This window comes from Roseovarius sp. PS-C2, assembly GCF_018862045.1.
Lineage (GTDB): Bacteria > Pseudomonadota > Alphaproteobacteria > Rhodobacterales > Rhodobacteraceae > Roseovarius.
In genome coordinates this window covers 436787-460703 of the sequence record NZ_JAHKSQ010000003.1, presented here as the reverse complement: position 1 = coordinate 460703, position 23917 = coordinate 436787, and the positions used below count along the sequence as shown (strand labels likewise).

Sequence of the window (23917 nt, the reverse complement as noted above, 5' to 3'; positions counted from 1 at the left end):
ACCGCCTCAATCAAAGCCGCGCCCGCCTCGCCGCCGCTAACAAATGAACCTCACAGAATTGGCCTGACGGCCAATGCGCCTTGGACCGGGCTTGCTATATGAGGGCCGCACGCTCCAAGGCGCTCGCGCCAAACTGGCCGACTTTTGCTCCGCCACAATGGCCGAATTTTACTCCGCCGTTGACAGCTGAGGTGCCGGAATAGTGCTATATGAGGGCCGCACGCTCCAAGGCGCTCGCGCCAAACTGGCCGACTTTTGCTCCGCCACAATGGCCGAATTTTACTCCGCCGTTGACAGCTGAGGTGCCGGAATAGAGAGCCTATTCTTTGTGCATGTCCGTACCACTATTTCATTTTGTTTCTTAAAAGTTATCAATTTTCAGTTGAGTACCACATTGTTGCCAGATTGGGGGGGCACTCAACTCGAAGAGTAGCAAGAAACTTTCTTACAAGACAAGCGTAACGAGTGCTCAGCAGTAATCCTGTAACCCTCCTTTGGAAATGTGAGCACGGAAATGAAAATACTCATCGTCGATGACGAGCCTCTTTTTCTCGATCTGTTGATGCGGGTTCTGGAAAATGACGGGTATAGCGACCTGCATTGTGCATCCTCCGGTGAAGAAGCGCTTGATGTCATCTCACAGTCGCAGTCACCTTTCGACTGCTTCTTTCTCGACATCAATATGGACGGCATGAACGGGATTGACCTGTGCGCGTCGATCAGAAGCAAGCCATCCTACGACAAAACGCCAATCGTAATGATCTCGTCCTTGACGGACAAAAAATATATCGATGCCGCGTTCGACGCCGGGGCGAGCGATTACATCAACAAGCCGGTAGACACGATGGAGATCAAGGCGCGCATGCGCATGGTCGAAGCGCTCGCGAGCGAACGTCGGCAAGCCAGTCAGATTTCCTACCAACTCGCAGAAACCGAATTATCGTATGGATCGGCGCATGGGTTCGAGGACCCGGATATAATCGCCGATTGCAGCTTCCTGATTCCGGCAAGCAGCCTTGAAAACTATGTGCTGCGCCTTGGGCCCGTGCGTCTTATGACAACGGTCGCTGTCGGCTTCCATGTTCGCAACGCCCATGAAATCTTCGTCCACTCGTCGGGGCTGGAATTTGCTGACACCATGGCCGAGGTGGCGCGGTCTATTGGTGAATCGCTGCATGGTGGATTGCGTGTTCTGTCCTATTTCGGCAGCGGTAATTTCTGTGCGCTGACCACCCGCTTGAACCGTTTGGATTCCGAAACTGTGGAAGCTGATATTGGTTGGAAAATCAGCCAGATCTCTAGCATGTTTTCCGACGACGCGGCCCTCGTTCCTTCCGTAGCTGTCGGCTCTCCCGAGGCGAACGGTCTCGGTTTGTTCAACGATCCGACTGGGATGCTGTTCACCGCAATGCATTCCGCACAAGAGCATGGTGTCCACAACCACAGGTCCATCAGTTCAAGAGGGACGGCTCATGTCGCATAACGTCCAGATCAACCAAAAGCAGACGATTGACGGAGCCATCTCTGCGCTCAGGATCAAATTCATGGAATCGCTGGAAGAGCGTATTCTGGATATCGAGGCATTGCTGCAATGCTGCAGAACAGCCGAAACTCGAAGCCGCGCCTTTCAGGAGATCACCCGCAAGGCGCATAACCTGGCAGGGGTTGCGCCATCCTTGGGGTTCGACGCGATTGGCGACGCTGCCCGCGAGGCGGAAACGATCGCAGACGACGCATCGGCCGACGACGCAGCAGTGGTTCAGAAGGTCGAGGTTCTTCTGGATGAAATGGAAGCTCAGCTTGATAAAGCTGCAGTGTGAGAGCGTGTAATGTATAAAGTTCTTCACGTCGAAGACGACGAAGATATACGAGCTATTGTTGATATTGCGCTGTCCTTTGCCGACGACTTCGAGCTCAAACAATCTTCCGATGGTCCATCGGCTCTGAAGGAAGCAGAAACCTTTAGGCCCGATTTGCTTCTGTTGGATTACATGATGCCTGAGATGACCGGAAGTGAGGTGTACACCGCGATTTCCGCGATGCCGGGCATGGACAATGTCAAGGCTATCTACGTGACAGCCAAGGTCGGGGAAGGATTTGCTGAAGGGTTGCTGTCGGAAGGGGCTCTCAAAGTGATTACAAAACCCTTTAACCCAATGACTTTGCCCGCTCAGCTGCGTGAGGCTCTTTCAGAAGAGGATGAGCAGGTCACACCATCTGTTCGCTACCTCAACGGCTGATGAATTAGGCTCATCGGAGAAGCGGGACTGGTTCAGCTTCGCCGCTCTCGCGCAGCTCTGAAAGCGCGTGACGAATAATTGTGACCGCCCCTTGCAGCGCCAGAAAGGCCATGATGGATGCAACGATAATGTCTGGCCAACCAGTTCCGGTTCCAAATACCCCAAGAGCCGCGGCAAGTACCGCAAGGTTCGCAACAACGTCGTTTCGCGAGCAAATCCAAACTGAGCGCATGTTTGCGTCGCCGTCACGCCATGCGTAGAGTAAGGCGAGGCAAGCGCCATTAGCTAACAGAGCGGCAACGCCGACCAAGCCCATTGTTCCCCATGCTGGCACTGTACCTTGTAGGGCATGCCAGACAACGCTTCCGATCACCCATAGACCGAAAAGACCCATTGAAGCGCCTTTCACGAGAGCCGCGCTGGCTCTCCAACGGAGTGTCATACCGAGAACGAACAGGCTAATCCCGTAATTTGCGGCATCGGCGAAAAAGTCGAGCGCGTCGGCTTGCAGGGCGGCCGAACCCGCAGCTAGACCGGCGATTATCTCCACTGCAAACATCACAGCGTTGATCGTTAGAACAATCCAGAGGATAGCGCGGTAGCGACCAGTCGCGACCACGTTTGAGGAGCATGTATCGTTGGAGCAGCAGGGCATGGGAGGTCTCGTCATATATAACAGTTTGCGTTACATACGGTCTATAGCGACTATAGGGTCAAGCCATGAAGCGCGAGAATCTTAAGATCGGAGACCTCTCGGATTTGACCGGAACAAAGGTGGTCACGATCCGCTACTACGAAAAGATCGGACTTCTTCCTTCACCTGGTCGGAGCGCAAACAACTATCGTTCTTACGATGCTGCGGCGCTGGACCGCCTAAGGTTCATACGCCGTTGTCGGGATCTTGGCTTCTCCCTCGACCAAATTCGCGAGTTGCTCGGCATGGCCTCGGATGTTGCGCGTCCTTGTCGGGAGGTTGATGCGATAACGGCAACGCATTTGGCTCAGGTCGAACGTAAGATTGCGGACCTGCAAGCGCTGGCTGCAGAACTGCGGCACATCTCTGCAAAATGCCGTGGTGGCGGCACAATCAAGAATTGTCGTATTCTGGATGCAATGTCCTCTGACTGAATAGAGGGTGGTTTGCCGCGCAGAAACAGCGAGCCACGATATGTTCCCCTAAAATTTACAACATGGAGAATTACGCATCTAACGATTGATTTGCTCTACGAACACAGAGAAAGTTGTGTTCCCATTTTCATCATTCGTTCTTGATTTGTCCTTGGGAGGCATTTTTTCTATTTTCTTCAATTTGTTTATGTTTTTAGAGGATTCAAAATCCCCCGGTAGCAATACCGTGAGAGTTCGAGTCTCTCCTTGGGCACCAATGACTTAGCCGGTTTCGTGATATTGGCGTTACCCATCGGTCATTCACGGTGCCAGCCATTTGTTCCGTTGTCATTTCGATGGCCGATCCGCACTATCTTTTATCGTGTCAAAGTGTTCGCGCGCAGAGCGATCTGCGGAGCGCGGCTTGGGCCTTTGCGATCTCGCCAAGCCGACCGTCCCGGACAGGCAACCAGTGGGGGCGTCAGGCCGGTCGAGCAAGGTGCCGGGGAAGAATGTGGCATTTTTGTGGTCGGGGCTATTCCGATTCGGGTTATTTGTTTCCGAAAAGGCACCTTTCGGGGTGTATTCGGGCTATTGATCTCGAATTAACCATTTGGGCAGGGGGTGGCACCTCAAATATGACCAAACTATGGCCATTTTCCCCGCGTTTCCATTTTGGAAACAATCAGGCGAATTTGCGGCTTTTGGTTTTTGCTGAATTTTAGTAAAAAGAAATAAAAACAATATCTTATGTCTTTATCTCTGGTTACGTTTTGAAAGCTGTTCGGGTCCAAAAATACAACCTGTGGTCAATTTTTGGGCCTGTCCGGTCGCATGTTCCCCTGTTGTTGCCCGCTTTCTGACAAATTTCACTTTTTTTGCCACAAACGCTGCCGTATTCAGGGATGTGCCCAACTGGGGGGTATACTTTGGCCGTGGGGGCGGCCGCTGAACTGTCAGTGCCCGATTGCAGGGTGCGGGGGAGGCGTATGCCGAGTGTGTCTGTTTCGTCGCGCAAGGTAGCTGCCATTTTGGAATACGAGCAAGCGGGGCGTTCGCACCTGCTTTGAGTGGTCCATAGAACTCCGCATTTTTCCCTGTCGGTCCGGCATTGCTGAAGTGACAACCAGCGGACGTGCGCGAGCACGCGCCGTGTGGGGACGAGAGACGCGACCGGGCGCTTCCCGCGTGTAACGAGGAGTTCGATGATGACGTATTATGCCACCTACGGGACTGCGAACCTGATTTATCTGGGGAATTTCGCAAGCACCGACACGTCCGAGTATAACTATACGTCAGAGAAGGCCTCGTCGCTGAACGGAGTGCAGGTCGATTACACGCAGATGCAGATCGTCGAAGCCTCGTTCAAGGATGCCAAGAGCGATGGCGCCGTCGATGACGACGATTACGGCACCTATGACAAGCTGACCTACGATCTGGGCGGCGGATCGGTCACCAACCAGACCGACGGGACTCTCGAGGCCAATGTCACGCTGGAGCTGGCCGACGGCACGACCAAGACGGTCGATGTGGTGATGATGCAGCAGACCAATGGCGATCTGTTCATCTCGGATCTGTATGACGGCGGCACGCTGGACAATCTTCAGATTTCGGGCGTCACCATCAACCAGATCACCGGCGATTGCTATTCGGGCTGGTATTCGAACCAGTCGGTCGATGGCAGTTCCATCGTGGCTCCGGCACCGCTGGAAGACGGTATCGTCGAGGGCAGCAATGCGGGCGAGGTGATCGACCTGGCCTATACCGGCGACCCCGAGGGCGACATGATCGACGCGGGCGATGCGGTGCTGGCCGGACAGTCGGGCGACATGGATATCGTCGATGCGCTTGGCGGCGACGACCGGGTCGAGGCCGGGGCGGACGATGACGTGGTGTATGCCGGATCGGGTAGCGATACCGTGCTGGGCGAGGGCGGCGACGACACCATTTATGGCGACAGCAACATGGACGGCAGCGGGTCCGTCGAAATGGTGCGCGAGAGTTTCGAGTGGGACAAGATCGCCGATACCAATGGCGGATCGGGCACCGTGGATGCGGGCGATCCGCTGAATGGCGGGGTCACGCAGAACACCGGCAATGTCGATGTGACGTTTTCGGTGGTGAGCGCGACCAGCGGTGTGCAGACCGAGTTTGCCGACAATCTGCAAAAGGTGCATTCGATCACCGATGACGGCAACGGTGTGGATGCCTACAGTTCGATGGATTCCGAACTGGTCGGGGATTACGGCAGCGCGACCTATGCGTTCGATTTCTCGGATGAGGTCGAAAATATTTCTTTCCGGATCAATGACATCGATGGCGATGGCGTGGTCAAGATTTATGCCTATGACGCCGATGGCAACAAGCAGGAGCTGGACATCGACGCCGGGTCCTGCCTGTCTGTATACGATGCGGACGGGATTGCCGGAACCGAGGTGATCGACAGCAAGGGCGGCTACAAGGAAGATTACGCGCCGGAATATTCGGCGCTGGTGAACATCGCGGGGCCGGTCGCACGTATCGAGGTCGTGCATTACGAGAACGGTCCGAACAATTCGGGCATCAACATCACCGACATGTATTTCGACGCACCCGTCGGGGTGGTCGATGACGGCGCGGACGGGGATGATTCCCTGGATGGTGGGGACGGCAACGACGTCATCCATGGCGAGGGTGGTCAGGACACGCTGATCGGTGGTGAAGGCAACGACACGCTTCTGGGTGGTGCGGGCGATGATCTGGCCGAAGGCGGCGCGGGCGATGACTTCATCGACGATGAGCTGGGAGCGGCCGACGGCGAGGGGAACGATACCTTTTCGGGTGGTGTCGGGAACGACACGATCTGGGGCGGTAACGGCGATGATCTTCTGTCCGGCGACGAGGGGGATGATTTCCTTGGTGGCGAGGTCGGGAACGACACACTGATCGGCGGCGACGGGGCCGATACGATCTATGGCTATGAAGATGCGGATTACATCATCGGCGGCACGGCTGGCGACCATGTGGATGGCGGCACCGACGGGGACGACAACGACACGCTGGACCTGAGCGGCGAAGGCCCGCTGCGCGTGGTCGATGAAACGCTGGATGCGGATGGCGATTCCACCTCGGGAACGGTCGAGTTCCTGAATGCGGATGGCACGGTCTCGGGCAGCATGACCTTTGCCGAGATCGAAAACCTGATCCGGCCCGAGAACCTGGGCCCGGATGCGAAGGATGACACCGCCTCGGTGAACGAGGACAATTCCGTCACCATCCCGGTACTGGCCAACGATACCGACCCGGAAACCGACGCCTTGACGGTGACCGGGGCCAGCGATGGCGCCAACGGGACGACGGTTGTGAACCCGGACGGGACGATCACCTATACGCCCGACCCGGATTTCAACGGCACGGATTCCTTCACCTATACGGTTTCGGATGGCAATGGCGGCACCGATACCGCCACGGTGAACGTGACGATCAACGCGGTGAATGACGAGCCGCTGGCGCAGGACGATACGGCGACCACGGATTTTGAATCCGATGTCACCATCCCGGTTCTGGGCAATGACACGGATGTGGACGGGGATACGCTGAGCGTGACGGATGTCACCGATCCGGCCAATGGCAGCGCCGTGATCAATGCCGATGGGACGATCACCTATACCCCGGATGCCGGGTTCAGCGGCGAGGACAGTTTCAGCTATACGGTTGCGGATGGCAACGGCGGCACCGATACCGCGACGGTCACGGTGAGCGTGGCGGAAAACCCGCGTGACGGGATTGTCGAGGGCACCGGTGGCGGCGACCTGATCGACGACAGCTACACGGGCGATCCCGAGGGCGACATGATCGACGCGGGCGATGCGATCCTGCCGGGCGAAGGCCCCGAGGACGATATCGTGCAGGCCGGTGACGGGGACGATACGGTGATCGCCGGATTGGGCGATGACGATGTCGATGCCGGAACGGGCAATGACAGTGTGCTGGGCGAAGAGGGCGACGACAGCCTGCAGGGCATGGCCGGGGAGGATACCCTGGATGGCGGCACCGGCGACGATACGCTGGACGGCGGCGAGGACGATGACGTTCTGACCGGCGGCGATGGCCGTGACAGCGTGCTGGGCGGCGATGGCGACGATGTGATCGACACCGGCGCGGGCAGCAACGTCAACGATCACGAGACATTCGTCGGCGTGCCCTTCGAAACCGGGGCTGCCCAGATGGACGACATGGACACCGTGCATGGCGGGGCCGGGAACGACACGATCAGCACCGGCGACGATGCCGACAGCATCACCGGCGGCACGGGCAACGATGTGATCGACGGCGGGATCGACGACGACACGATCCACGGCGGCGACGGACATGATTTCATCGACGGCAACCTGGGGTCGGATTCGATCTTTGGCGGCGATGGCGACGATACGATCGAGGCCGGGATAGATGCGTTCTCGGATTATGTCGGAGACGATCCCACCCTGCCAAACCCGTTCCTGATCGACCCGGCGACGGGCCTGCCCGCCACCAGCGATCCGAACCCCGATGACGGGCGCGACTTCGTCGATGGCGGGGCCGGGAACGATGTGATCAACACCGGCGACGATGCCGACACGATTATCGGCGGCACCGGCCACGACACGATCAACGCGGGTATCGATGACGATTATGTCGAGGGCAACGAGGGTGACGATTCGATCACCGGCAGCCACGGCTCGGACACGATCTATGGCGGTGACGGCAACGATACGATCTGGGGCGGCTTCGGTAACGATCCGATCGCCGGGATAGACGGAGAAATCCCCGATGCCACCGATCCGGTTCCCGAAAACGGGCTGGACTATATCGAAGGCGGGGCCGGCGACGACCTGATCTATGGCGAGGACGACAACGACACCCTGCTGGGCGGCACCGGGAACGACACCATTTATGGCGGTGTCGACAACGACCTGATCTATGGCGACGAGGGCGATGACAGCCTGTTCGGCGGTGAAGGTTCGGATACGGTGATCGGCGGGGCCGGGAACGACACGATCTCTGGCGGAGAAGGTCAGGATGACCTGATCGGCGGGGCGGATCGCGACTATTTCACCGGGATCACCGGGGGCGATGTGGTCGACGGCAACGAGACCACCACATCGGGCGATCCGGCGGACGATTACGACACGCTGGACCTGACCGGCGCGGCCGAGGCGGCGAACCCGAACGGCAACCTGACGATCAACTACACGTCGGCCGACAAGGAAGACGGGTTCGTCGAGTTCAAGGATGCCGACGGCAATGTCACCGACACGATGACCTTCTCGAATATCGAGAACATCATCCCCTGCTTCACGCCGGGCACGGTGATCGCCACGCCCAAGGGCGAGCGTCTGGTCGAGGACCTGCAGGTCGGCGACCGGATCATCACCCGCGACAACGGCATCCAGGAAATCCGCTGGCTGGGCCGGCGCGACCTGCAGGGCCGCGAGCTGTTGCAGGCGCCGCATCTCAAGCCGGTGCTGATCCGCGCCGGATCGCTTGGGCATGGGTTGCCCGAGACCGATATGGTCGTCAGCCCGAACCACAGGGTGCTGATCAACAACGACCGGACCGCGCTCTATTTCGAGGAGCGCGAGGTTCTGGCCGCGGCCAAGCACCTGACCGGTCTCGATGGGGTGGATGCGGTCGAGGCCAGTTCGGTCAGCTATATCCACTTCATGTTCGATCAGCACGAGGTGGTTCTGTCGAACGGGGCCTGGACCGAAAGCTTCCAACCCGGTGAGCAGACCATGGACGGCATGGGCACGGCGCAGCGCGACGAGATCTACGATCTCTTCCCCGAATTGCGCGATGCCGAGGGTCTGGGATCGTATCAGGCGGCACGCCGTTCGCTGAAAAAGCACGAAGCGAAACTTCTGGTGAAATAGGGTTTGCAGCTGGTCGGTACGCCCTTGGGGCGTGCCGGCCCCTTGGAAACGGGGAAGGGGCTGTCCTGTTTTCCTGACGTGGATAATCCCGGCTTTTGGCCGGGATTATCTCGTTTTCGCAAACAATAACGCCGTTACCGTCCGGTGCGCGCGCGCCAGGCGGCCCAGGCTTCGGGGGTGTCGAGATCGGTCGTTGCCCGGTTTTCCGGGAGGGGCAGGGCGGTGACCTCTTCGCGCGCGAGAACCGCGCGCGCGCCATGATCACCCGTGACATGCGCCAGCGCCGGGAACAGGCGGGCGGGAAAGATCACCGGATGGCCGGGGCGGCCAGCGCTGTCCACGGCGCGGATTGCGCGCTCCGGCTGGCGGGAAAAGGCCGCCAGCATTTGCGCCAGATCGTCCTGTTGCAGATCCGGAAGGTCGGCCAGAAGCACCATGAGACCCGAAGCGCCATGTTCTTGTGCCCAACGCGCCCCGGTGCGCAACGAGGCGGCGATCCCTTCGGCGGCCTGGGGGATGTCCTGCACGGTCAGCCTGTCGGAGGGCTCCAGCACGGCGCGGCGGGCGGTGTCGCCGGGGGGCAAGGTCACCAGCACCCCGGCCCCGCTGGCCAGCGCCATGCGGACCTGCCGCGCCAGGAGCGGCTGGCCGTCCACCTGTTCGAGCAGTTTGTCGCGTCCGCGCATCCGGGACGAGGCCCCGGCGGCAGGGATCAGGATGGCGACGTCGGGCATGTGCTCTCCGTTATCGGGGAGGGGCGCTGCCCCTCTTGGCCTTCGGCCAATTCACCCCGGGATATTTCTGCAAGAAGAAAGACAGGGGCTGTCCTTCTTCCGGTTCAAAATATCCGCGCCGGGGGCATCCGGCCAGCGGGAACTTGCGCGCGCCGGGTCAGCCGCGCATGCGGGTGCCGTCGGCGTCGAACAGCGGCGTGGTGATCAGGCGGGCGGGGCGCATCTGGCCGAGGATTTCGATTTCGGCTTTCAGACCGTCCTGCAGGTGTTCGGCCGGGATCAGCGCCAGCGCGATGGATTTGCCGGTGTGGTGGGAATAGCCGCCCGAGGTGCAGAATCCCTGGACCGTGCCGTCGACCCAGACGGGTTCATAGGCGTTGACGTCGGCATCGTCGGCGTCCACCTCGAACGCGGCCAGCCTGCGGGCGGGGCCGGTTGTGCGTTCGGACTCGGCGGCGGCGCGGCCGATGAAATCGGCGTCTTTGGTGAAGCTGATGAAGCGGTCCAGCCCGGTTTCCGCCGGGGTGTAATCGGGCCCGTATTCCAGCAACCATGCGCCGAAGAACTTGTCGAGCCTCAGCGACATCATCGCGCGCATCCCGAAGGGGCGTATGCCGTGGGCCTGCCCCGCGGTCCAGAGCGTTTCCCACAGCGCGCGCTGCGCCATCGGATCGCAGTAGATTTCATAGCCCAGGTCGCCGGTGAAGCTGACCCGCTGCACGAGGCAATCCACCATGCCGACACATGCGTGGCGGATATCCATGAATTTCATGTCCGATATCGGGTCGCGCGTGCAGGCGGACAGCGCCTCGCGCGCTTTGGGTCCGGCGATCTGGAAGCCGGTGAGGCGGTCCGAGATGTTTTCGACATGCACGCCCTCGGCTTCGTTCTGCTGGAACCAACGCATGTGATAGGCCTGCGCGCCATAGGAGGCGGTGAGCTGGAAGGTGGTTTCGTTGAGGCAGGAGACGGTGAAATCGCCGATGATCCGGCCTTTGGGGCTGAGCATCGGGGTGAGCGACAGGCGCCCCGGCTTCGGGATGCGCCCGGCCATGGTCCGGTCGAGCCAGGCGCGGGCGTTCGGGCCGGTCACGAGGTATTTGCCGAAATTCTGCACCTCGTTGATGCCCACCGCCTCGCGCACGGCCTTGACCTCGCGGGCGGTGGCCTGAAACGCGTTGGAGCGGCGGAAGCTGGGGGTTTCGAAGCGCGGTTCGTCGGGGGCCGCGAAATAATTGGGCACCTCGAGCCCGTATTGGTGGCCCCAGACCGCGCCGAGGCCGTCGAACACCTCATACATCGGCGTCTGGCGGAAGGGGCGCGCGGCGGGCAGTTCCTCGTTCGGATAGGAGACCGAAAAGCGTTTCTGGTAGTTCTCGATCACCTTGGGGCGGGTGTAGCCCGGTGTGATCCAGTCGCCATAGCGGGCCACGTCCATCGCGCTGACGTCGCGTTCGCATTCGCCACTTGTCATCCACTGCGCCAGCATCAGGCCGACGCCGCCGCCTTGGGAAAAGCCCGCCATCACCGCGCAGGCCGACCAGTAATTGCGCAGCCCCGGCACCGGGCCGACCAGCGGATTGCCGTCGGGGGCAAAGGTGAAGGGGCCGTGGATCACCGATTTGACGCCCGCGCGTTCCAGCGCCGGGAAGCGGCGATAGGCAAAGGCGATGCTGTCCTCGATCTTGTCGAAATCGTCGGGCAGGAGTTCGTGGCCGAAGTTCCACGGCGTGCCGTCCACCGCCCAGGGGCGGCAGGGTTGTTCGTAGAACCCGATGCACAGCCCGCGCCCCTCTTGCCGCAGATAGGATTCGCCGGCCGGGTCCATGACATGGGGGTGTTCGCCGCCCGCGTCGATGATCGCGGCGATTTCGGGGACCTCCCCGGTGACAATATACTGATGCTCCATCGGGTGCAGCGGCAGGTAGAGGCCCGCCATCGCCCCGACCTCGCGCGCCCAGAGACCGGCGGCGTTGACCAGGTGTTCGGCGTGGATGGTGCCCTTGTCGGTCACCACGTCCCAGGTGCCGTCGGGGCGTTGGTTGGTTTCATGCACATGGCAATGGGTTTCGATGCTGGCCCCGCCCATGCGCGCGGCCTTGGCATAGGCGTGGGTGGTGCCGGACGGGTCGAGATGGCCATCGAGCGGATCGTAAAGCGCGCCGATGATCCCGTCGGTATTGGTGACGGGGGCGATTTTGGCGATCTCTTCGGGGGTGACGATTTCGGTTTCCAGCCCCATGTAGCGGTGCTTGGCCCGTTCGGCGAGCAGCATGTCGAAGCGGTCCCGATTGTCGGCCAGCGTCACGCCGCCGACATGGTGCAGCCCACAGGAGAGGCCGGTGATCTCTTCGAGTTCCTTGTAGAGCCTGATCGTATAGCCCTGAAGCGCGGCCATGTTGGTATCGCCATTGAGCGTATGAAACCCGCCCGCCGCATGCCATGTGCTGCCGCTGGTCAGGTCCGAGCGTTCGATCAGCATCACGTCGGACCAGCCGAGTTTCGTCAGGTGATAGAGCACACTGCATCCGACGACTCCGCCGCCGATCACGGCCACACGGGTGGTGGTTTTCATGGGGGCCTCCTGCTGCTTGTCGGGATCAGAGTGGGGCGCGCGGGAGGGTCGGGCATGTCGAAAAACGACAATGGGTGTCGTTGTTGGTTTATCGTGGGGCCGGGGCGGGGCGATGCGAAATCCCGGTGCGGACTTGTATGCTTGCGACCAATCATGTCGTGAACCGGCAACATCCGGGCCGGCAAGGGCGTCAGGCTGGTTGCGAAACAGCCGGGGAACTGGACATGAAAACCCACGCACAGGCCGTCGTCATCGGCGGGGGCGTCATTGGATGCTCGATCCTTTACCATCTGACCAGGGCGGGATGGAACGATGTCGTGCTGCTGGAGCGCGACGAGCTGACGAGCGGCAGCACTTGGCATGCGGCGGCCAATATTCACGGGCTGCATGACAGCGCCAATATCAGCCGCCTGCAGCATTATACGATGACGCTCTACAACCGGCTGGAAGAGGAAACCGGCCAGTCCTGCGGCGTGTTCCAGCCCGGCAGCCTGTACCTGGCGCAGACCGAGGCGCGCGAACATCAGTTGCGCCTGCAAGCCGCCAAGGCGGACCTCTATGGCATGAATTTCAGCGAGATCGGCCGCGATCAGGCGCAGGAGCTTCACCCGCTGGTCAATTTCGACGGTATCCGCTGCATCATGTGGGAACCCGATGGCGGCAATGTGGACCCGTCGGGCGTGACCAATGCCTATGCCGTGGGCGCGCGCCAGCGGGGGGCGGAAATTCATCGCTTCACGCCTGTGACGGCCACGGTGCAGCAGCCTGACGGCACTTGGATCGTCGAGACCCCCAAGGGCGAGATCCGCACACCCTGGGTGATCAATGCCGCTGGGCTGTGGGGGCGTGAAGTGGCGAAGCTGGCCGGGGTCGAAGTGCCGCTGCAACCGACCGAGCATCAGTATTTCGTCACCGAAACCATCGCCGGGATCGCGGGGCTGGACCGCCGCCTGCCCTCGGTCGCGGATCGGGATGGGGAATATTACCTGCGCCAGGAGGGCAAGGGCCTGCTGATCGGGGCCTATGAGCGCGACATGCGGTTCTGGGCCGAGGAGGGCACGCCGCTGGATTTCGCGCATGATCTGTTCCCCGACGATCTGGAACGCATCATGGAAAACGTGATGCGCGCGATGGAGCGCGTGCCGGTGGCCGCCGAGGCCGGGATCAAGCGGGTGATCAACGGGCCGATGATCTGGAGCCCGGACAGCAACGTGATCCTTGGGCCGGTGCCGGAAAAGAAGGGCTATTTCATGTGCGGCGGGATCATCCCCGGATTCAGCCAGTCGGCGGGCATGGGCCTGATGGTGGCGCAGTGGATCACGACAGGCGAGATGCAATACGACATGTTCGCCTGGGACATGGCGCGGTTCGGCGAATGGGCCAATGACCGCGCGTTCGTCAAGGCGAAGGTCAGGGATGTCTATGCCCATCGCTTTGCCATCCATTACCCGAACGAGGAACGCGCTGCGGGGCGTCCGCTGCGCACGCGGCCCGTTTACGAGGTGCAAAAGCAGATGGGTTCGGTGTTCGGCCTGAATTATGGCTGGGAACATCCGCAGTGGTTTTCCGATGCGCCCGGCGTGCAGGACAGCAACGGGTTCACCCGGCAGAACTGGTGGGGGCCGGTGGGCGAGGAATGCCGGATGCTGCGCGCGCGGGCGGGCATCATCGACATCTCGAACTTTGCCAAGTACCGGGTCAAGGGGCCGGGGGCCGAGGACTGGCTGAATGCGGTTTTCGCCAACACCATGCCCAAGAGCGTGGGGCGGTCCTGCCTGACGCCGCTGATTTCCGTGCGTGGCGGGATTGCGGGGGATGCCACGGTGACTCGGGTGGCCGAGGATGAATTCCGGGTGATCAGCTCGGGTATGGCGGAACGCTATCACAAGCGGTTCTTCGATATGGTGCCACTGCCCGAGGGCACGAGTTTCGAGAGCGTGACCGAGGCGATCTGCGGCTTTAACGTGGCCGGGCCGAAATCGCGCGAGATGTTGCAGGGGCTGACCGATGCCTCGCTGGCGACCGGGGATTTTCCGTTCATGCGCTCGCGGACGATCAAAGTGGCGGGGGTCGAATGCCTTGCGCTGCGGGTCAGTTTTACCGGCGATCTGGGGTGGGAATTACACTGTGCGACCGAGGATCAGGCGCAGCTTTACGCGGCGCTGCTGGAGGCCGGGAAAGAGGTGGGCGCGGGCCCGGTGGGCGCGCGGGCGCTGATGTCGATGCGGATCGAAAAGGGCTATGGCTCGTGGAGTCGCGAATACAGCCCGGAATACTGGCCGCATGAGGTGGGGCTGGCGCCGCTCTGCAAGATGGACAAGGATTTCCTGAACAAGGGCGCGTTGCAGGAGGCGCTGCAAAAACCTGCGCGCGAGGATCTGGTGCTGATCGCGGTGGACGAGGCGGAGGTGACGGCCTCGAACGCCGATGCCACGGGCGGCGAGCCGATCCGCAAGGACGGTGTGCCGGTGGGACGCGTAACCTCGGGGACCTATGGCTACAGCGTGGGGATGAGCCTTGCGCTCGGCTATGTCAAACACGGGACAGCCGCGCCGGGCGACGCGGTGGAGGTGATGATCCTCGGCCGTCCGCACAAGGGGCGGATCCTGCACGAACCGCCATTCGATCCGAGGGGCGAGAAATTGCGGTCGTGAGGAGGCTCAGGACAGGGCGACTGCGGTTTAAGATTGAGGTGCAACGGCATGATTTCTTGAAAAGAAATCGGAGCGGAAACTTTTCAAGTTTCCGGCTGTGGTGCACGGATGGCGATCACAACTTGCGGATCTTCAGCTTGGTGATGCGGTTGTCGGATTTCGCGGCGACTTCGAAATGGAAGCCGTGGAAGCTGAACACCTGATTGATCTCGGGGATCATCTGGGCCTCGTGGATGACCAGACCGGCGATGGTGTTGGCCTCGTCATCGGGCAGGTTCCAGTCGGTGGCGCGGTTCAGGTCGCGGATCGTCATCGCCCCGTCGACAAGGAAACGGTTGTCGTCGCTGCGCCGGATCGGGTGTTCGGCGTCGGGATCGAATTCGTCGGTGATTTCGCCAACGATCTCTTCGAGGATGTCCTCCAGCGTGATCAGCCCCTGAAGCGTGCCGTATTCGTCCACCACCAGCGCGAAATGGCTGCGCATACGCAGGAACTGGCGCATCTGGTCGTCGAGCGTGGTGGTTTCGGGCACGAAATAGGGTTTCATCGCCACGTCGCAGATATCGAACTGCTCGAGCGCCTCGGCGCTGACATTCTCGCCGCCCATCACCAGCTTGTGCATGGCGCGCAGCAGGTCCTTGGCGTGGACCACGCCGATGATGTTGTCGGGATCGTCGCGATAGACGGGCAGGCGGGTGTGGTTGGATTGCAGGCACTGATCGAGGATCGCCTGCGGGTCGTTTTCGGCGTCGATCATCTCGATCTGGCTGCGGTGGAGCATGATTTCCTCGACCGCGCGTTCGCCGAGATCGAGCGCGCCAAGGATGCGGTCACGGTCCTCTTTTTCGACCACGCCCTCGGAATGGCCCAGATAGAGGGCACCGGCGATTTCCTCGCGCACGGCCAGAATCTGGCTGTCGGGGTCGGTTTTCACGCCAAAGACGCGCAGCACCCCGCGCACCAGCAGCCGCACGGCGCTGACCACGGGGGAGAAGACGCGTACCACCACACGGATCACCGGCGCGGCGCGCGCGGCGGCGGCTTCGGCATTGGTGATGGCGTAGGTCTTGGGCAGCACCTCGGCGAAGATCAGCACCAGAAGGGTCATGACCAGCGTGGCCAGCGCGACCCCGGATTCCCCGAACAGCCGGGTGAACATGGCCGTGGCCAGCGAGGTGGCGAGGATGTTCACGAGGTTGTTGCCCAGCAGGACCGAGCCGATCAGCCGCTCGTTGTCCTCGGTGATGTCGAGCGCCTGTTGCGCGCCGGTATCGCCCTTGTCGGCGCGGGCGCGCAGTTTGCCGCGCGAGGCGGCGGTGAGCGCGGTCTCGCTGCCCGAAAACAGGCCCGACAGCACCAGAAGTGTCAGGATCGCCGCAGCCGTGATCCAGAAGGCGGCATCGAGTGTCAGTGATGATGGTTCCATGAAGCAGGGCGTCCGTTTGTCCAATAGCGGTTATGGGGCGCGGGCGGGCGGCAATCAAGGGAGGAATGTCATGATGCCGGGCGATCCGGGGCCTCATGATGCATCGGTGTTGTGCGTCGTCGGAGTGGCGCGGGCGGCGATGGGGCGCTTGAGACGGGTTATGGATCGTCCGAGGGGGGCGTGTCGCCCGATTTGCGCCGTGCGGCCACCGCCAGCGGATGATGCTGCTGCACCAGATCGCGCAGGCGTTCTTCGAGCACATGGGTGTAAATCTCGGTCGTGGCGACATCGGCATGGCCCAGAAGTGTCTGAATCGCGCGCAGGTCGGCGCCGTTGGCCAGAAGATGCGTGGCAAAGGCGTGGCGCAGCGTATGCGGGGTGACCTTGGCCGGAGAGACCCCGGCGGCGACGGACAACTCCTTGATCAGCGTGTAGAAGCGGTGCCGGGTCAGATGCCCGGCCTTGCCGGTCGATGGAAACAGGAAGGGTGAGGGCGCGCGCCCCTTTTCGCGGGCCTTGTCCTGTGCGGCGTCGCGAACCGTCAGCCATTCGGCCAGCCGGTCGCGCGCGTCGGGAGACAGGGGAACCATGCGTTCCTTGCCGCCCTTGCCCTTGATCAGCAGCATCTGCGGATCGCCGCGCGCGGCGGCGACGGGCAGGGCGACCAGTTCGCTGACCCGCATGCCGGTGGCATAGAGCAATTCCATCAGGCAGGTGTTGCGCGCACGCTCCGCGTCCGAGCGGCCATGGCCGCGCGCGGCGGCAAGCAGGCGGTCGACCTCCTCTTCGCTCAGCGTTTTGGGCAGTTTCCGGTCGCGGCCCGGTCCCTTGATGCGGATTGCCGGATTGTCCTCGCGCAGGCGGTCGTCAAAGGCGAAGCGGTAAAGCTGTTTGATGGCCGACAGGCGGCGGGCGCGGGTGGACCGGGCCAGCCCCTGCGCATCGCAATGGACAAGGTAGTTTTCGATGTCCCGTTGCGTGGCGCCCGGAATATCGAGTGCCTGGGAGGTCAGCCAAGTGTCGAAATCCGCCAGATCGCGGGCATAGGCCTGCAGGGTGTTCTGCGCTGCACCCAGTTCGGCGGCCTGCGCCTCCAGAAAGGTGGAAATCCAGCGTCGCCCTGTGTCCGGCACGATCTCAGCCCCGGCTTTCGAGCAGCAGCAGTTGCAAGGCCGCGCGGCGGGCGGTGTCCTCAAGCCCGACGGCGCGCAGGGTGCTCAGGGCGTCGGTTATCTCGTCGAAACCGCGTGGGCCCGCGCGATCCAGCGACAAGGCTGCGGTCAGGATCGCCTGGCCCAGCTTGCCGCTGTTCAGCAACCCGGCATAGGCCGGGGCGGGGCCAGAGGCGGTGAAGGCCGCGACGATGGATTGTTCCAGTTCGGTTTGCGCCTGATCGGCGCGCGGTGCCCCACGGGCCAGACCGGCCAGGAAGGGCAGTGTTTCCCCGGCTTTGGGCGCGGCGCTTTCATAGGCGGGAGACAGAAGCGCGATGCGCAGGGCCAGCGTGGAGGCGGGCCCATCGGGGAGCGGTTGCGCGATCAGGGCCTCGCCAAAGAGTTCGGCAAAGGCGATTTGCAGGCCTTGCGCCCGCATCGCGCGCCAAGCGGTGGGCAGGGTGGCGGCGATCCGCTCGGGGGCGGCGCTGCTCAGGGCGCGATCGAAATCCTGTATCGCGGCGACCCTGTCCCACACGCCGCCCGACGCGGCGGGTTTGCGCTCGGTATAAAGGCCCAGCAGGCGGTTGGACGGCAAAGCGCCGGCCTGCGCCAGACGTTCGGCGGCTTCGAGCCGGGCCTTCCAGCCGGCGGTGGGGCGCAGATCGGCCATGGCATAGGCGCGCGGCAAGCCACCGGTGGGCAGGGGGCGGCCCATGGCCTCGTACAGGCGGAAGGTCAGGGGCGTCATCTCTGGCGGCGGGGCCAGTGCCGGGCCGTTGTCTATGGTTTCCGGGTCCAGGAACTGCGCCAGAAGATCGGCGTGCAACGGCGTCAGAAGCCCGAGCGCCTGCGCCGTTTCATAGGTGAGCGCGGCGGTCTGCCAATCTCCTGCGCGGGCGGTGCAGAAAATGCGCGCGCTGTAGCGGGGGCTCAGCGACGGACGCTTGGCCAGAGCGGCGCAAGGGGCGTCCTCGGCCCCTGCCAGCAGCGACAGGTCCAGCCACCGGTCGAACAAGGGTTCGGTTTCGGGGCCCGCACGCTCCATCAGGGCGAGAGCGGGATCGACCGCTCCGAATTTGCTGAGCGCATCCAGTCGCGCCTTGAGGAAACGGGCATCGGTTCCGGCATCGGCGGGGGCGTCGGCCTCGGCCAGCAGCAGCGTGTAGTAAAGCGCCTGCGTGGCGGGCAAGGGGGTGGCGGGCAGGTTGGACAGTTGCGCACTGAGCCGGTCGGTGGTGCTGGCCTGCCACAGCGTCGTGGGCAATCCGGTGGTCGATCCCGGCAGCAGCCCGACCGAATCGGACTGTTGCGCGTCGAGCGGCATCACCGTTACGCGCGGCACGGCCACACCGTCGGCCACCGGCGGGGCGTTGAGCGGCACAGCCAGTGGCGCCGCAACGCTGACCGATACCGGTTCGTCCAGCCAGTCGATGGCCGAAAGCGGCTCTTGCGCCTGCGCGGCGGACACCATCAATAGCGATACAAGGAGGGCTTTAGCCTGTCTCAAGTATGATTTCCTGGCGAATCTCATTGCTGGGCGGAGAGAAATCCGCACCGAAAAAAGGACCGATATAAGCATAGCCCACAAGCGCGATAAACGCCAGAATGGCGAGGTAAAACAGCCATTTGATCAGTCTGAACATGTTGGGCCTGCCTGTATTGGTCCGTATTTTTTCCAACTTTATAACTGGCATTTCAGACAAGATCACGTCATTCAGTGGCGAGATCCCGAATTTTGGCAGGGGAGCGCCTACAGTGAGTGCACCAGAGCAGTGGAAGCTGAAGAAAACCGTCGTTCTGGTCGGCATGATGGGGGCGGGAAAAACAGCGGTGGGCAAGGCCCTGGCAGCCGATCTCGGGGTGCCTTTCTTGGATTCGGACGCAGAGATCGAGCGGGCGGCGGCGATGAGCATCGCCGAGATTTTCGCCCGCGATGGCGAGGCGTTTTTCCGGGACCGGGAAACAGAGGTGATCGACCGGTTGCTGGAGGGCGAACACGGTATCCTGTCCACGGGCGGCGGCGCGTTTCTGGCTGAAAGAAACCGCAAGCTGATCTCGGACAAGGGGGTGTCGGTGTGGCTGAAGGCCGATCTTCAGTTGTTGTGGAATCGGGTAAAACACAAGAATACCAGGCCTTTGTTGCGCACAGTTGATCCTTATGCGACGCTGCGCGAGATTTACGAGGCGCGCGTTCCGATCTATGGCATGGCCGACCTGAGGGTCGAGGCGCGGCCGGAGTATTCGATCGAGGCGATGGCCGAAAAGGTGCGCGAGGCGTTGGCCGCGCGAGCAGATGTTCTGGAGATGGTGAAATGATGGAAACGGTGCATGTGCCCCTGGGTGAGCGGGCCTATGACATTCATATCGGTCCCGGATTGCTGGAGCGGGCGGGAGAGCTGATCGCGCCCTTGCTGCACCGTCCGCGCGTGGCCATTGTGGCGGATGAGCATGTCGCTGAAATTCATTTAACAACGCTTCTCAACGGACTGGAAAAAAAGGGAATTACTGCGTCGGTGATGACCCTTCCTCAAGGCGAGGCCACGAAATCCTGGCCGCATTTCGAGCGGGCTGTCGAATGGCTCCTGGCCGAAAGGATCGAGCGCAACGACATCGTGATCGCCTTTGGTGGCGGGGTGGTCGGTGATCTTGTGGGCTTTGCCGCGGCGGTGTTGCGGCGGGGGGTGCGGTTTGTGCAGGTGCCGACGAGCCTGTTGGCGCAGGTGGATAGCTCGGTCGGGGGGAAGACCGGGATCAACGCGCCGCAGGGCAAGAACCTGATCGGGGCCTTTCATCAGCCCAGCATGGTGCTGGCCGATACGGCGGTTCTCGGCACGCTGACCGAGCGGGATTACCTGGCCGGGTATGGCGAGGTGGTGAAATACGGGCTGTTGGGAGATTCCGAGTTTTTCCAATGGCTTGAGGAGAACGCTTCACGCGCTGCCGCAGGTGATATGGAGGCCCGGATCGCCGCCGTGAAACGCTCGGTCGAGATGAAGGCCGAGATCGTCGTGCGGGACGAAACCGAACAGGGGGATCGGGCGCTTTTGAATTTGGGTCATACATTCTGTCATGCTTTGGAGGCTGCGACGGGGTATTCCGACCGCTTGCTGCATGGCGAGGGGGTGGCCATCGGATGTGCGCTGGCCTTCGAGTTGTCGGCCCGGATGGGGCTGTGCAGCCAGGAGGACCCGAGCCGCGTGCGTGCGCATCTTCGAAACATGAAGATGAAGGTCGATCTGTCTGATATTGAAGGGGAATTGCCGGATGCGGATGGGCTTCTGGACCTCATGGGGCAGGACAAGAAGGTTGTCTCGGGCAAGCTGCATTTCATTCTGGCGCGGGGCATCGGAGAGGCCTTCGTGACCTCGGACGTGGACGCGGACGCCGTGCGCGGCCTTCTGGCCGAGGCTTTGGCGCAGCGCGGCTGAGTTTCGTACGTTTTGTACGAAATGTACGCGGGTTTTGTACGAAAATCGGGGTCATCCACGAAATTTGCGTCCATGTGGGACGCAAACCGGCCTGATACAGCGCCTGATATGGCGTTTCCGGTTGGCGGTCGTAGCGGTGCTCAGGCCGTCATGGCGCCGTGCTGGCGGTCTGGTGCGCCGGATGTGCGGGAGGCCGATGCGCGGGCGCGTGGCCTCAGCCGGGGAACCAGTGGCGGGTGCGGTTGGCGAAAGCGACCAGCGACAGCATGACCGGCACCTCGACCAGAACGCCGACGACGGTGGCCAGCGCCGCCCCCGACCCGAGGCCGAACAGGCTGATCGCTACGGCGACGGCCAGTTCGAAAAAGTTCGACGTGCCGATCAGCGCGCAGGGGGCGGCCACGTTGAAAGGGATGCGCCACAGCCGCGCCAGGCCGTAGGCCAGTGCGAAGATGCCATAGCTTTGCAGAAGCAGCGGCACGGCGATCAGGGCGATGACCAGCGGCGTTTCAAGGATCACCTGCCCCTGAAACCCGAACAGCAGGATCACCGTGACCAGAAGGCCGATCACGGTGACGGGCTTGATCCGGTCGCGGAAGGTGTCGACCGCCGCTTCGCCGCCCTGCACCATGAGGCGTGCGCGGGTCAACAGCCCGGCGACCAGCGGAATGACGATGTAGAGCACCACCGACAGCACCAGTGTTTCCCACGGCACGGCGATGTCGGTAACGCCCAGCAGGAAGGCCACGATGGGCGCGAAGGCGAAGACCATGATCACGTCGTTCACGCTGACCTGCACCAGCGTATAGGTGGCATCGCCGCGCGTGAGTTGCGACCAGACGAACACCATCGCGGTGCAGGGCGCGGCGCCCAGCAGGATCACCCCGGCCAGGTAGGCCTGTGCATCGTCGGGCGGGATCAGCCCGGCAAAGACATGGTTGAAGAACAGAACGCCGAGCGCGGCCATGGTGAAGGGCTTGATCAGCCAGTTGACCAGCAGCGTCACGATCAGCCCCTTGGGGCGTTCGCCGATGTCGCGCAGGGCGGTGAAATCGACGCCGATCATCATCGGGTAGACCATCGCCCAGATCAGCAGCGCCACCGGCAGGTTGACCGAGGCGATTTCCAGAGCGGCAAGCGTTTGGAAGAGGCCGGGAACGATATTGCCCAGAAGCAGCCCCGTGCCGATAGCCAGCGCCACCCAGAGCGACAGCCAGCGTTCGAACATGCCCATGACGGGCAGCGTTTGGGGCGTGCATTGATCGGCCATTGCGGGGTCCTTGCGGGTGAGGTTTGGAATTTCGTTATTTTGAGAAGTATCGAAGTGTGTGGCCGGATGCAACGGTTTGTCGCCGCTCTCATCGCCGTTTTTCGGTGGCGGATGGCCCAAAGCCCGCCGGGCTTTGGGCAGCGCGTTCGTTCAGTCGGCCAGCTTGACCAGCGCGTGACGCTTCTTGCCCGCGCTCAGCTTGATCGGTGAGGCCAGGGCGGCGGCGTCGATCATCAGCCCGGCATCGGTCAGCGGGGCGTCATCGAGCCGCGCGCCGTTTTCGGCGATCAGGCGCTTGGCCTCCTTGCCGGATTTGGCAAGGCCCGACTTGACGATCAGTTGCACCACGGAAATCCCGCCATCGGCCAGATCGGCGACACTGAGGTCGAGTGTGGGCAGGTCATCGCCGGTGCCGCCCTTTTCGAACACTTCGCGGGCGGTGGCCTCGGCGGCCTGTGCGGCCTCGGCCCCGTGCAGAAGGGTGGTGACCTCGTTGGCGAGGATCACCTTGGCCTCGTTGATTTCAGAGCCCTGCAGCGCGCCGAGCCGGTCGCATTCGTCGACGGGCAGTTCGGTGTAGTATTTCAGGAACCGGCCCACATCGGCATCGGTGGTGTTGCGCCAGAACTGCCAGAATTCGTAAGGGCTGAGCATGTCGCCATTGAGCCAGATCGCGCCGCCCGCCGATTTGCCCATCTTGCGTCCGTCCGAGGTGGTCAAGAGCGGTGAGGTGAGGCCGAAAATCTCGCTTCCTTCGACGCGGCGGGTCAGGTCGATGCCGTTGACGATGTTGCCCCACTGATCCGAGCCGCCCATTTGCAGGGTGCAGCCATAGCGGCGGTTCAACTCGAGGAAGTCGTAGGCCTGCAGGATCATGTAGTTGAATTCGAGGAAGGACAGGGATTGTTCCCGGTCCAGCCGCGATTTCACCGACTCGAAGCTGAGCATCCGGTTGACCGAGAAATACCGCCCGATGTCGCGCAGGAACTCGATGTATTTCAGCTCGTCCAGCCATTCGGCGTTGTTGAGCATCATCGCGCCGGTGGTGTCGTCGTATGACAGGTAGCGGGCAAAGACCTGCTGCATGCCACCGATGTTTTCGGCGATTTGCGACTCGTCCAGCAGGGGGCGTTCGTCCGAGCGGAAGGAGGGATCGCCCACCTTGGTGGTGCCGCCGCCCATCAGGGTGATCGGGCGGTGGCCGGTCTTTTGCAGCCAGCGCAGCATCATGATGTTCAGCAGATGCCCCACATGTAGTGATTTCGCGGTGGCGTCATAGCCGATATAGGCCGTCACCGCGCCCGCCATCAGGCTGTCGTCCAGCGCCTGAAGGTCGGTGCAGTCCGCGAGGAAGCCGCGCTCTTGCATGATGCGCAGGAATTCGGACTTGGGGTGGTAGGTCATATCGCTTGTCCCGGTCTTGATTGCGCGGCAT

General features: G+C 62.0%; 17 protein-coding genes. 8 read left to right on the top strand and 9 right to left on the bottom strand.

The genetic code is table 11. From position 1 onward, the window contains the following. The first annotated feature begins 514 nt into the window (after window positions 1–514). The 3 genes from KPG71_RS08180 to KPG71_RS08170 all read left to right on the top strand — a co-directional run bounded on the left by KPG71_RS08180 (window position 515) and on the right by KPG71_RS08170 (window position 2240). Window positions 515–1483: a PleD family two-component system response regulator gene (locus tag KPG71_RS08180; RefSeq protein WP_216337595.1), complete on the top strand. Its 969-nt coding sequence runs from the start codon at window positions 515–517 to the stop codon at window positions 1481–1483. Between the two features lie 61 nt (window positions 1484–1544). Next, a complete protein-coding gene (locus KPG71_RS08175; protein ID WP_216337594.1) occupies window positions 1545–1820 on the top strand; it encodes an Hpt domain-containing protein in 276 nt (91 codons plus the stop codon). Between the two features lie 9 nt (window positions 1821–1829). Further along, on the top strand, window positions 1830–2240 hold the full coding sequence (locus KPG71_RS08170; RefSeq protein WP_216337593.1) for a response regulator: 411 nt from the start codon (window positions 1830–1832) through the stop codon (window positions 2238–2240). A gap of 10 nt (window positions 2241–2250) precedes the next feature. Here KPG71_RS08170 and KPG71_RS08165 read toward each other — a convergent pair whose 3' ends face one another. After that, window positions 2251–2859 carry a cation transporter gene (locus KPG71_RS08165; protein ID WP_367397329.1) on the bottom strand — a complete coding sequence of 203 codons (609 nt, stop codon included), beginning with the start codon at window positions 2857–2859 and terminating at the stop codon, window positions 2251–2253. A gap of 101 nt (window positions 2860–2960) precedes the next feature. On the opposite strand from KPG71_RS08165, the gene KPG71_RS08160 reads away from it, so the two are divergent. After that, window positions 2961–3368 carry a helix-turn-helix domain-containing protein gene (locus KPG71_RS08160; RefSeq protein ID WP_216337591.1) on the top strand — a complete coding sequence of 136 codons (408 nt, stop codon included), beginning with the start codon at window positions 2961–2963 and terminating at the stop codon, window positions 3366–3368. Window positions 3369–4555: 1187 nt separating this feature from the next. Further along, a complete protein-coding gene (locus KPG71_RS08155; protein WP_216337590.1) occupies window positions 4556–9238 on the top strand; it encodes a Hint domain-containing protein in 4683 nt (1560 codons plus the stop codon). A gap of 134 nt (window positions 9239–9372) precedes the next feature. On the opposite strand, the gene KPG71_RS08150 is transcribed toward KPG71_RS08155, so the two are convergent. Both KPG71_RS08150 and KPG71_RS08145 read right to left on the bottom strand, forming a co-directional pair. Then, window positions 9373–9972 (bottom strand): NTP transferase domain-containing protein, encoded by a 600-nt coding sequence (locus KPG71_RS08150; RefSeq protein WP_216337589.1) that lies wholly within the window; start codon window positions 9970–9972, stop codon window positions 9373–9375. Between the two features lie 157 nt (window positions 9973–10129). Further along, window positions 10130–12547 (bottom strand): FAD-dependent oxidoreductase, encoded by a 2418-nt coding sequence (locus KPG71_RS08145; RefSeq protein WP_216337588.1) that lies wholly within the window; start codon window positions 12545–12547, stop codon window positions 10130–10132. Between the two features lie 224 nt (window positions 12548–12771). On the opposite strand from KPG71_RS08145, the gene KPG71_RS08140 reads away from it, so the two are divergent. Then, window positions 12772–15201, top strand: a complete 2430-nt coding sequence (locus tag KPG71_RS08140) for an FAD-dependent oxidoreductase (RefSeq protein ID WP_216337587.1) — start codon at window positions 12772–12774, stop codon at window positions 15199–15201. Between the two features lie 115 nt (window positions 15202–15316). Here the strand turns inward: KPG71_RS08140 and KPG71_RS08135 are convergent, their stop codons facing one another. The 4 genes from KPG71_RS08135 to KPG71_RS08120 form a co-directional block, all read right to left on the bottom strand. Next, entirely contained in the window at window positions 15317–16627 is a 1311-nt protein-coding gene (locus KPG71_RS08135; protein ID WP_216337586.1) for an HlyC/CorC family transporter, read from the bottom strand. Window positions 16628–16785: 158 nt separating this feature from the next. Then, window positions 16786–17760, bottom strand: coding sequence for a site-specific tyrosine recombinase XerD (locus KPG71_RS08130; protein ID WP_367397328.1), 975 nt, complete (start codon window positions 17758–17760; stop codon window positions 16786–16788). A gap of 4 nt (window positions 17761–17764) precedes the next feature. After that, entirely contained in the window at window positions 17765–19291 is a 1527-nt protein-coding gene (locus tag KPG71_RS08125) for a hypothetical protein (protein ID WP_253196154.1), read from the bottom strand. After that, entirely contained in the window at window positions 19278–19427 is a 150-nt protein-coding gene (locus KPG71_RS08120) for a hypothetical protein (protein ID WP_188744968.1), read from the bottom strand. The genes KPG71_RS08125 and KPG71_RS08120 overlap by 14 nt, the downstream gene beginning before the upstream one ends. Before the next feature lie 112 nt (window positions 19428–19539). Between KPG71_RS08120 and KPG71_RS08115 the strand changes: the two genes are divergently transcribed. Further along, window positions 19540–20100, top strand: coding sequence for a shikimate kinase (locus tag KPG71_RS08115; protein ID WP_367397327.1), 561 nt, complete (start codon window positions 19540–19542; stop codon window positions 20098–20100). Next, the gene (gene aroB / locus KPG71_RS08110; protein WP_216337584.1) at window positions 20097–21212 is read left to right on the top strand and encodes a 3-dehydroquinate synthase; all 1116 of its coding nucleotides are present in this window, start codon (window positions 20097–20099) and stop codon (window positions 21210–21212) included. Before KPG71_RS08115 ends, aroB begins: the two co-directional genes overlap by 4 nt. Window positions 21213–21426: 214 nt before the next feature. Here the strand turns inward: aroB and arsB are convergent, their stop codons facing one another. Together arsB and tyrS are read right to left on the bottom strand one after the other, a co-directional pair. After that, window positions 21427–22446: an ACR3 family arsenite efflux transporter gene (arsB, locus tag KPG71_RS08105; protein WP_216337622.1), complete on the bottom strand. Its 1020-nt coding sequence runs from the start codon at window positions 22444–22446 to the stop codon at window positions 21427–21429. Window positions 22447–22632: 186 nt separating this feature from the next. Beyond that, on the bottom strand, window positions 22633–23886 hold the full coding sequence (gene tyrS, locus KPG71_RS08100; protein WP_216337583.1) for a tyrosine--tRNA ligase: 1254 nt from the start codon (window positions 23884–23886) through the stop codon (window positions 22633–22635). Window positions 23887–23917: the final 31 nt, after the last annotated feature.

Coding starts and splice junctions, on each gene's coding strand:
- KPG71_RS08145 (WP_216337588.1), bottom strand. CDS start 12,547: ATGAAAACCACCACCCGTGTGGCCGTGATCGGCGGCGGAGTCGTCGGA.
- KPG71_RS08170 (WP_216337593.1), top strand. CDS start 1,830: ATGTATAAAGTTCTTCACGTCGAAGACGACGAAGATATACGAGCTATT.
- KPG71_RS08175 (WP_216337594.1), top strand. CDS start 1,545: ATGGAATCGCTGGAAGAGCGTATTCTGGATATCGAGGCATTGCTGCAA.
- KPG71_RS08150 (WP_216337589.1), bottom strand. CDS start 9,972: ATGCCCGACGTCGCCATCCTGATCCCTGCCGCCGGGGCCTCGTCCCGG.
- KPG71_RS08155 (WP_216337590.1), top strand. CDS start 4,556: ATGACGTATTATGCCACCTACGGGACTGCGAACCTGATTTATCTGGGG.
- tyrS (WP_216337583.1), bottom strand. CDS start 23,886: ATGACCTACCACCCCAAGTCCGAATTCCTGCGCATCATGCAAGAGCGC.
- KPG71_RS08120 (WP_188744968.1), bottom strand. CDS start 19,427: ATGTTCAGACTGATCAAATGGCTGTTTTACCTCGCCATTCTGGCGTTT.
- KPG71_RS08135 (WP_216337586.1), bottom strand. CDS start 16,627: ATGGAACCATCATCACTGACACTCGATGCCGCCTTCTGGATCACGGCT.
- arsB (WP_216337622.1), bottom strand. CDS start 22,446: ATGGGCATGTTCGAACGCTGGCTGTCGCTCTGGGTGGCGCTGGCTATC.
- KPG71_RS08160 (WP_216337591.1), top strand. CDS start 2,961: ATGAAGCGCGAGAATCTTAAGATCGGAGACCTCTCGGATTTGACCGGA.
- KPG71_RS08140 (WP_216337587.1), top strand. CDS start 12,772: ATGAAAACCCACGCACAGGCCGTCGTCATCGGCGGGGGCGTCATTGGA.
- KPG71_RS08180 (WP_216337595.1), top strand. CDS start 515: ATGAAAATACTCATCGTCGATGACGAGCCTCTTTTTCTCGATCTGTTG.
- aroB (WP_216337584.1), top strand. CDS start 20,097: ATGATGGAAACGGTGCATGTGCCCCTGGGTGAGCGGGCCTATGACATT.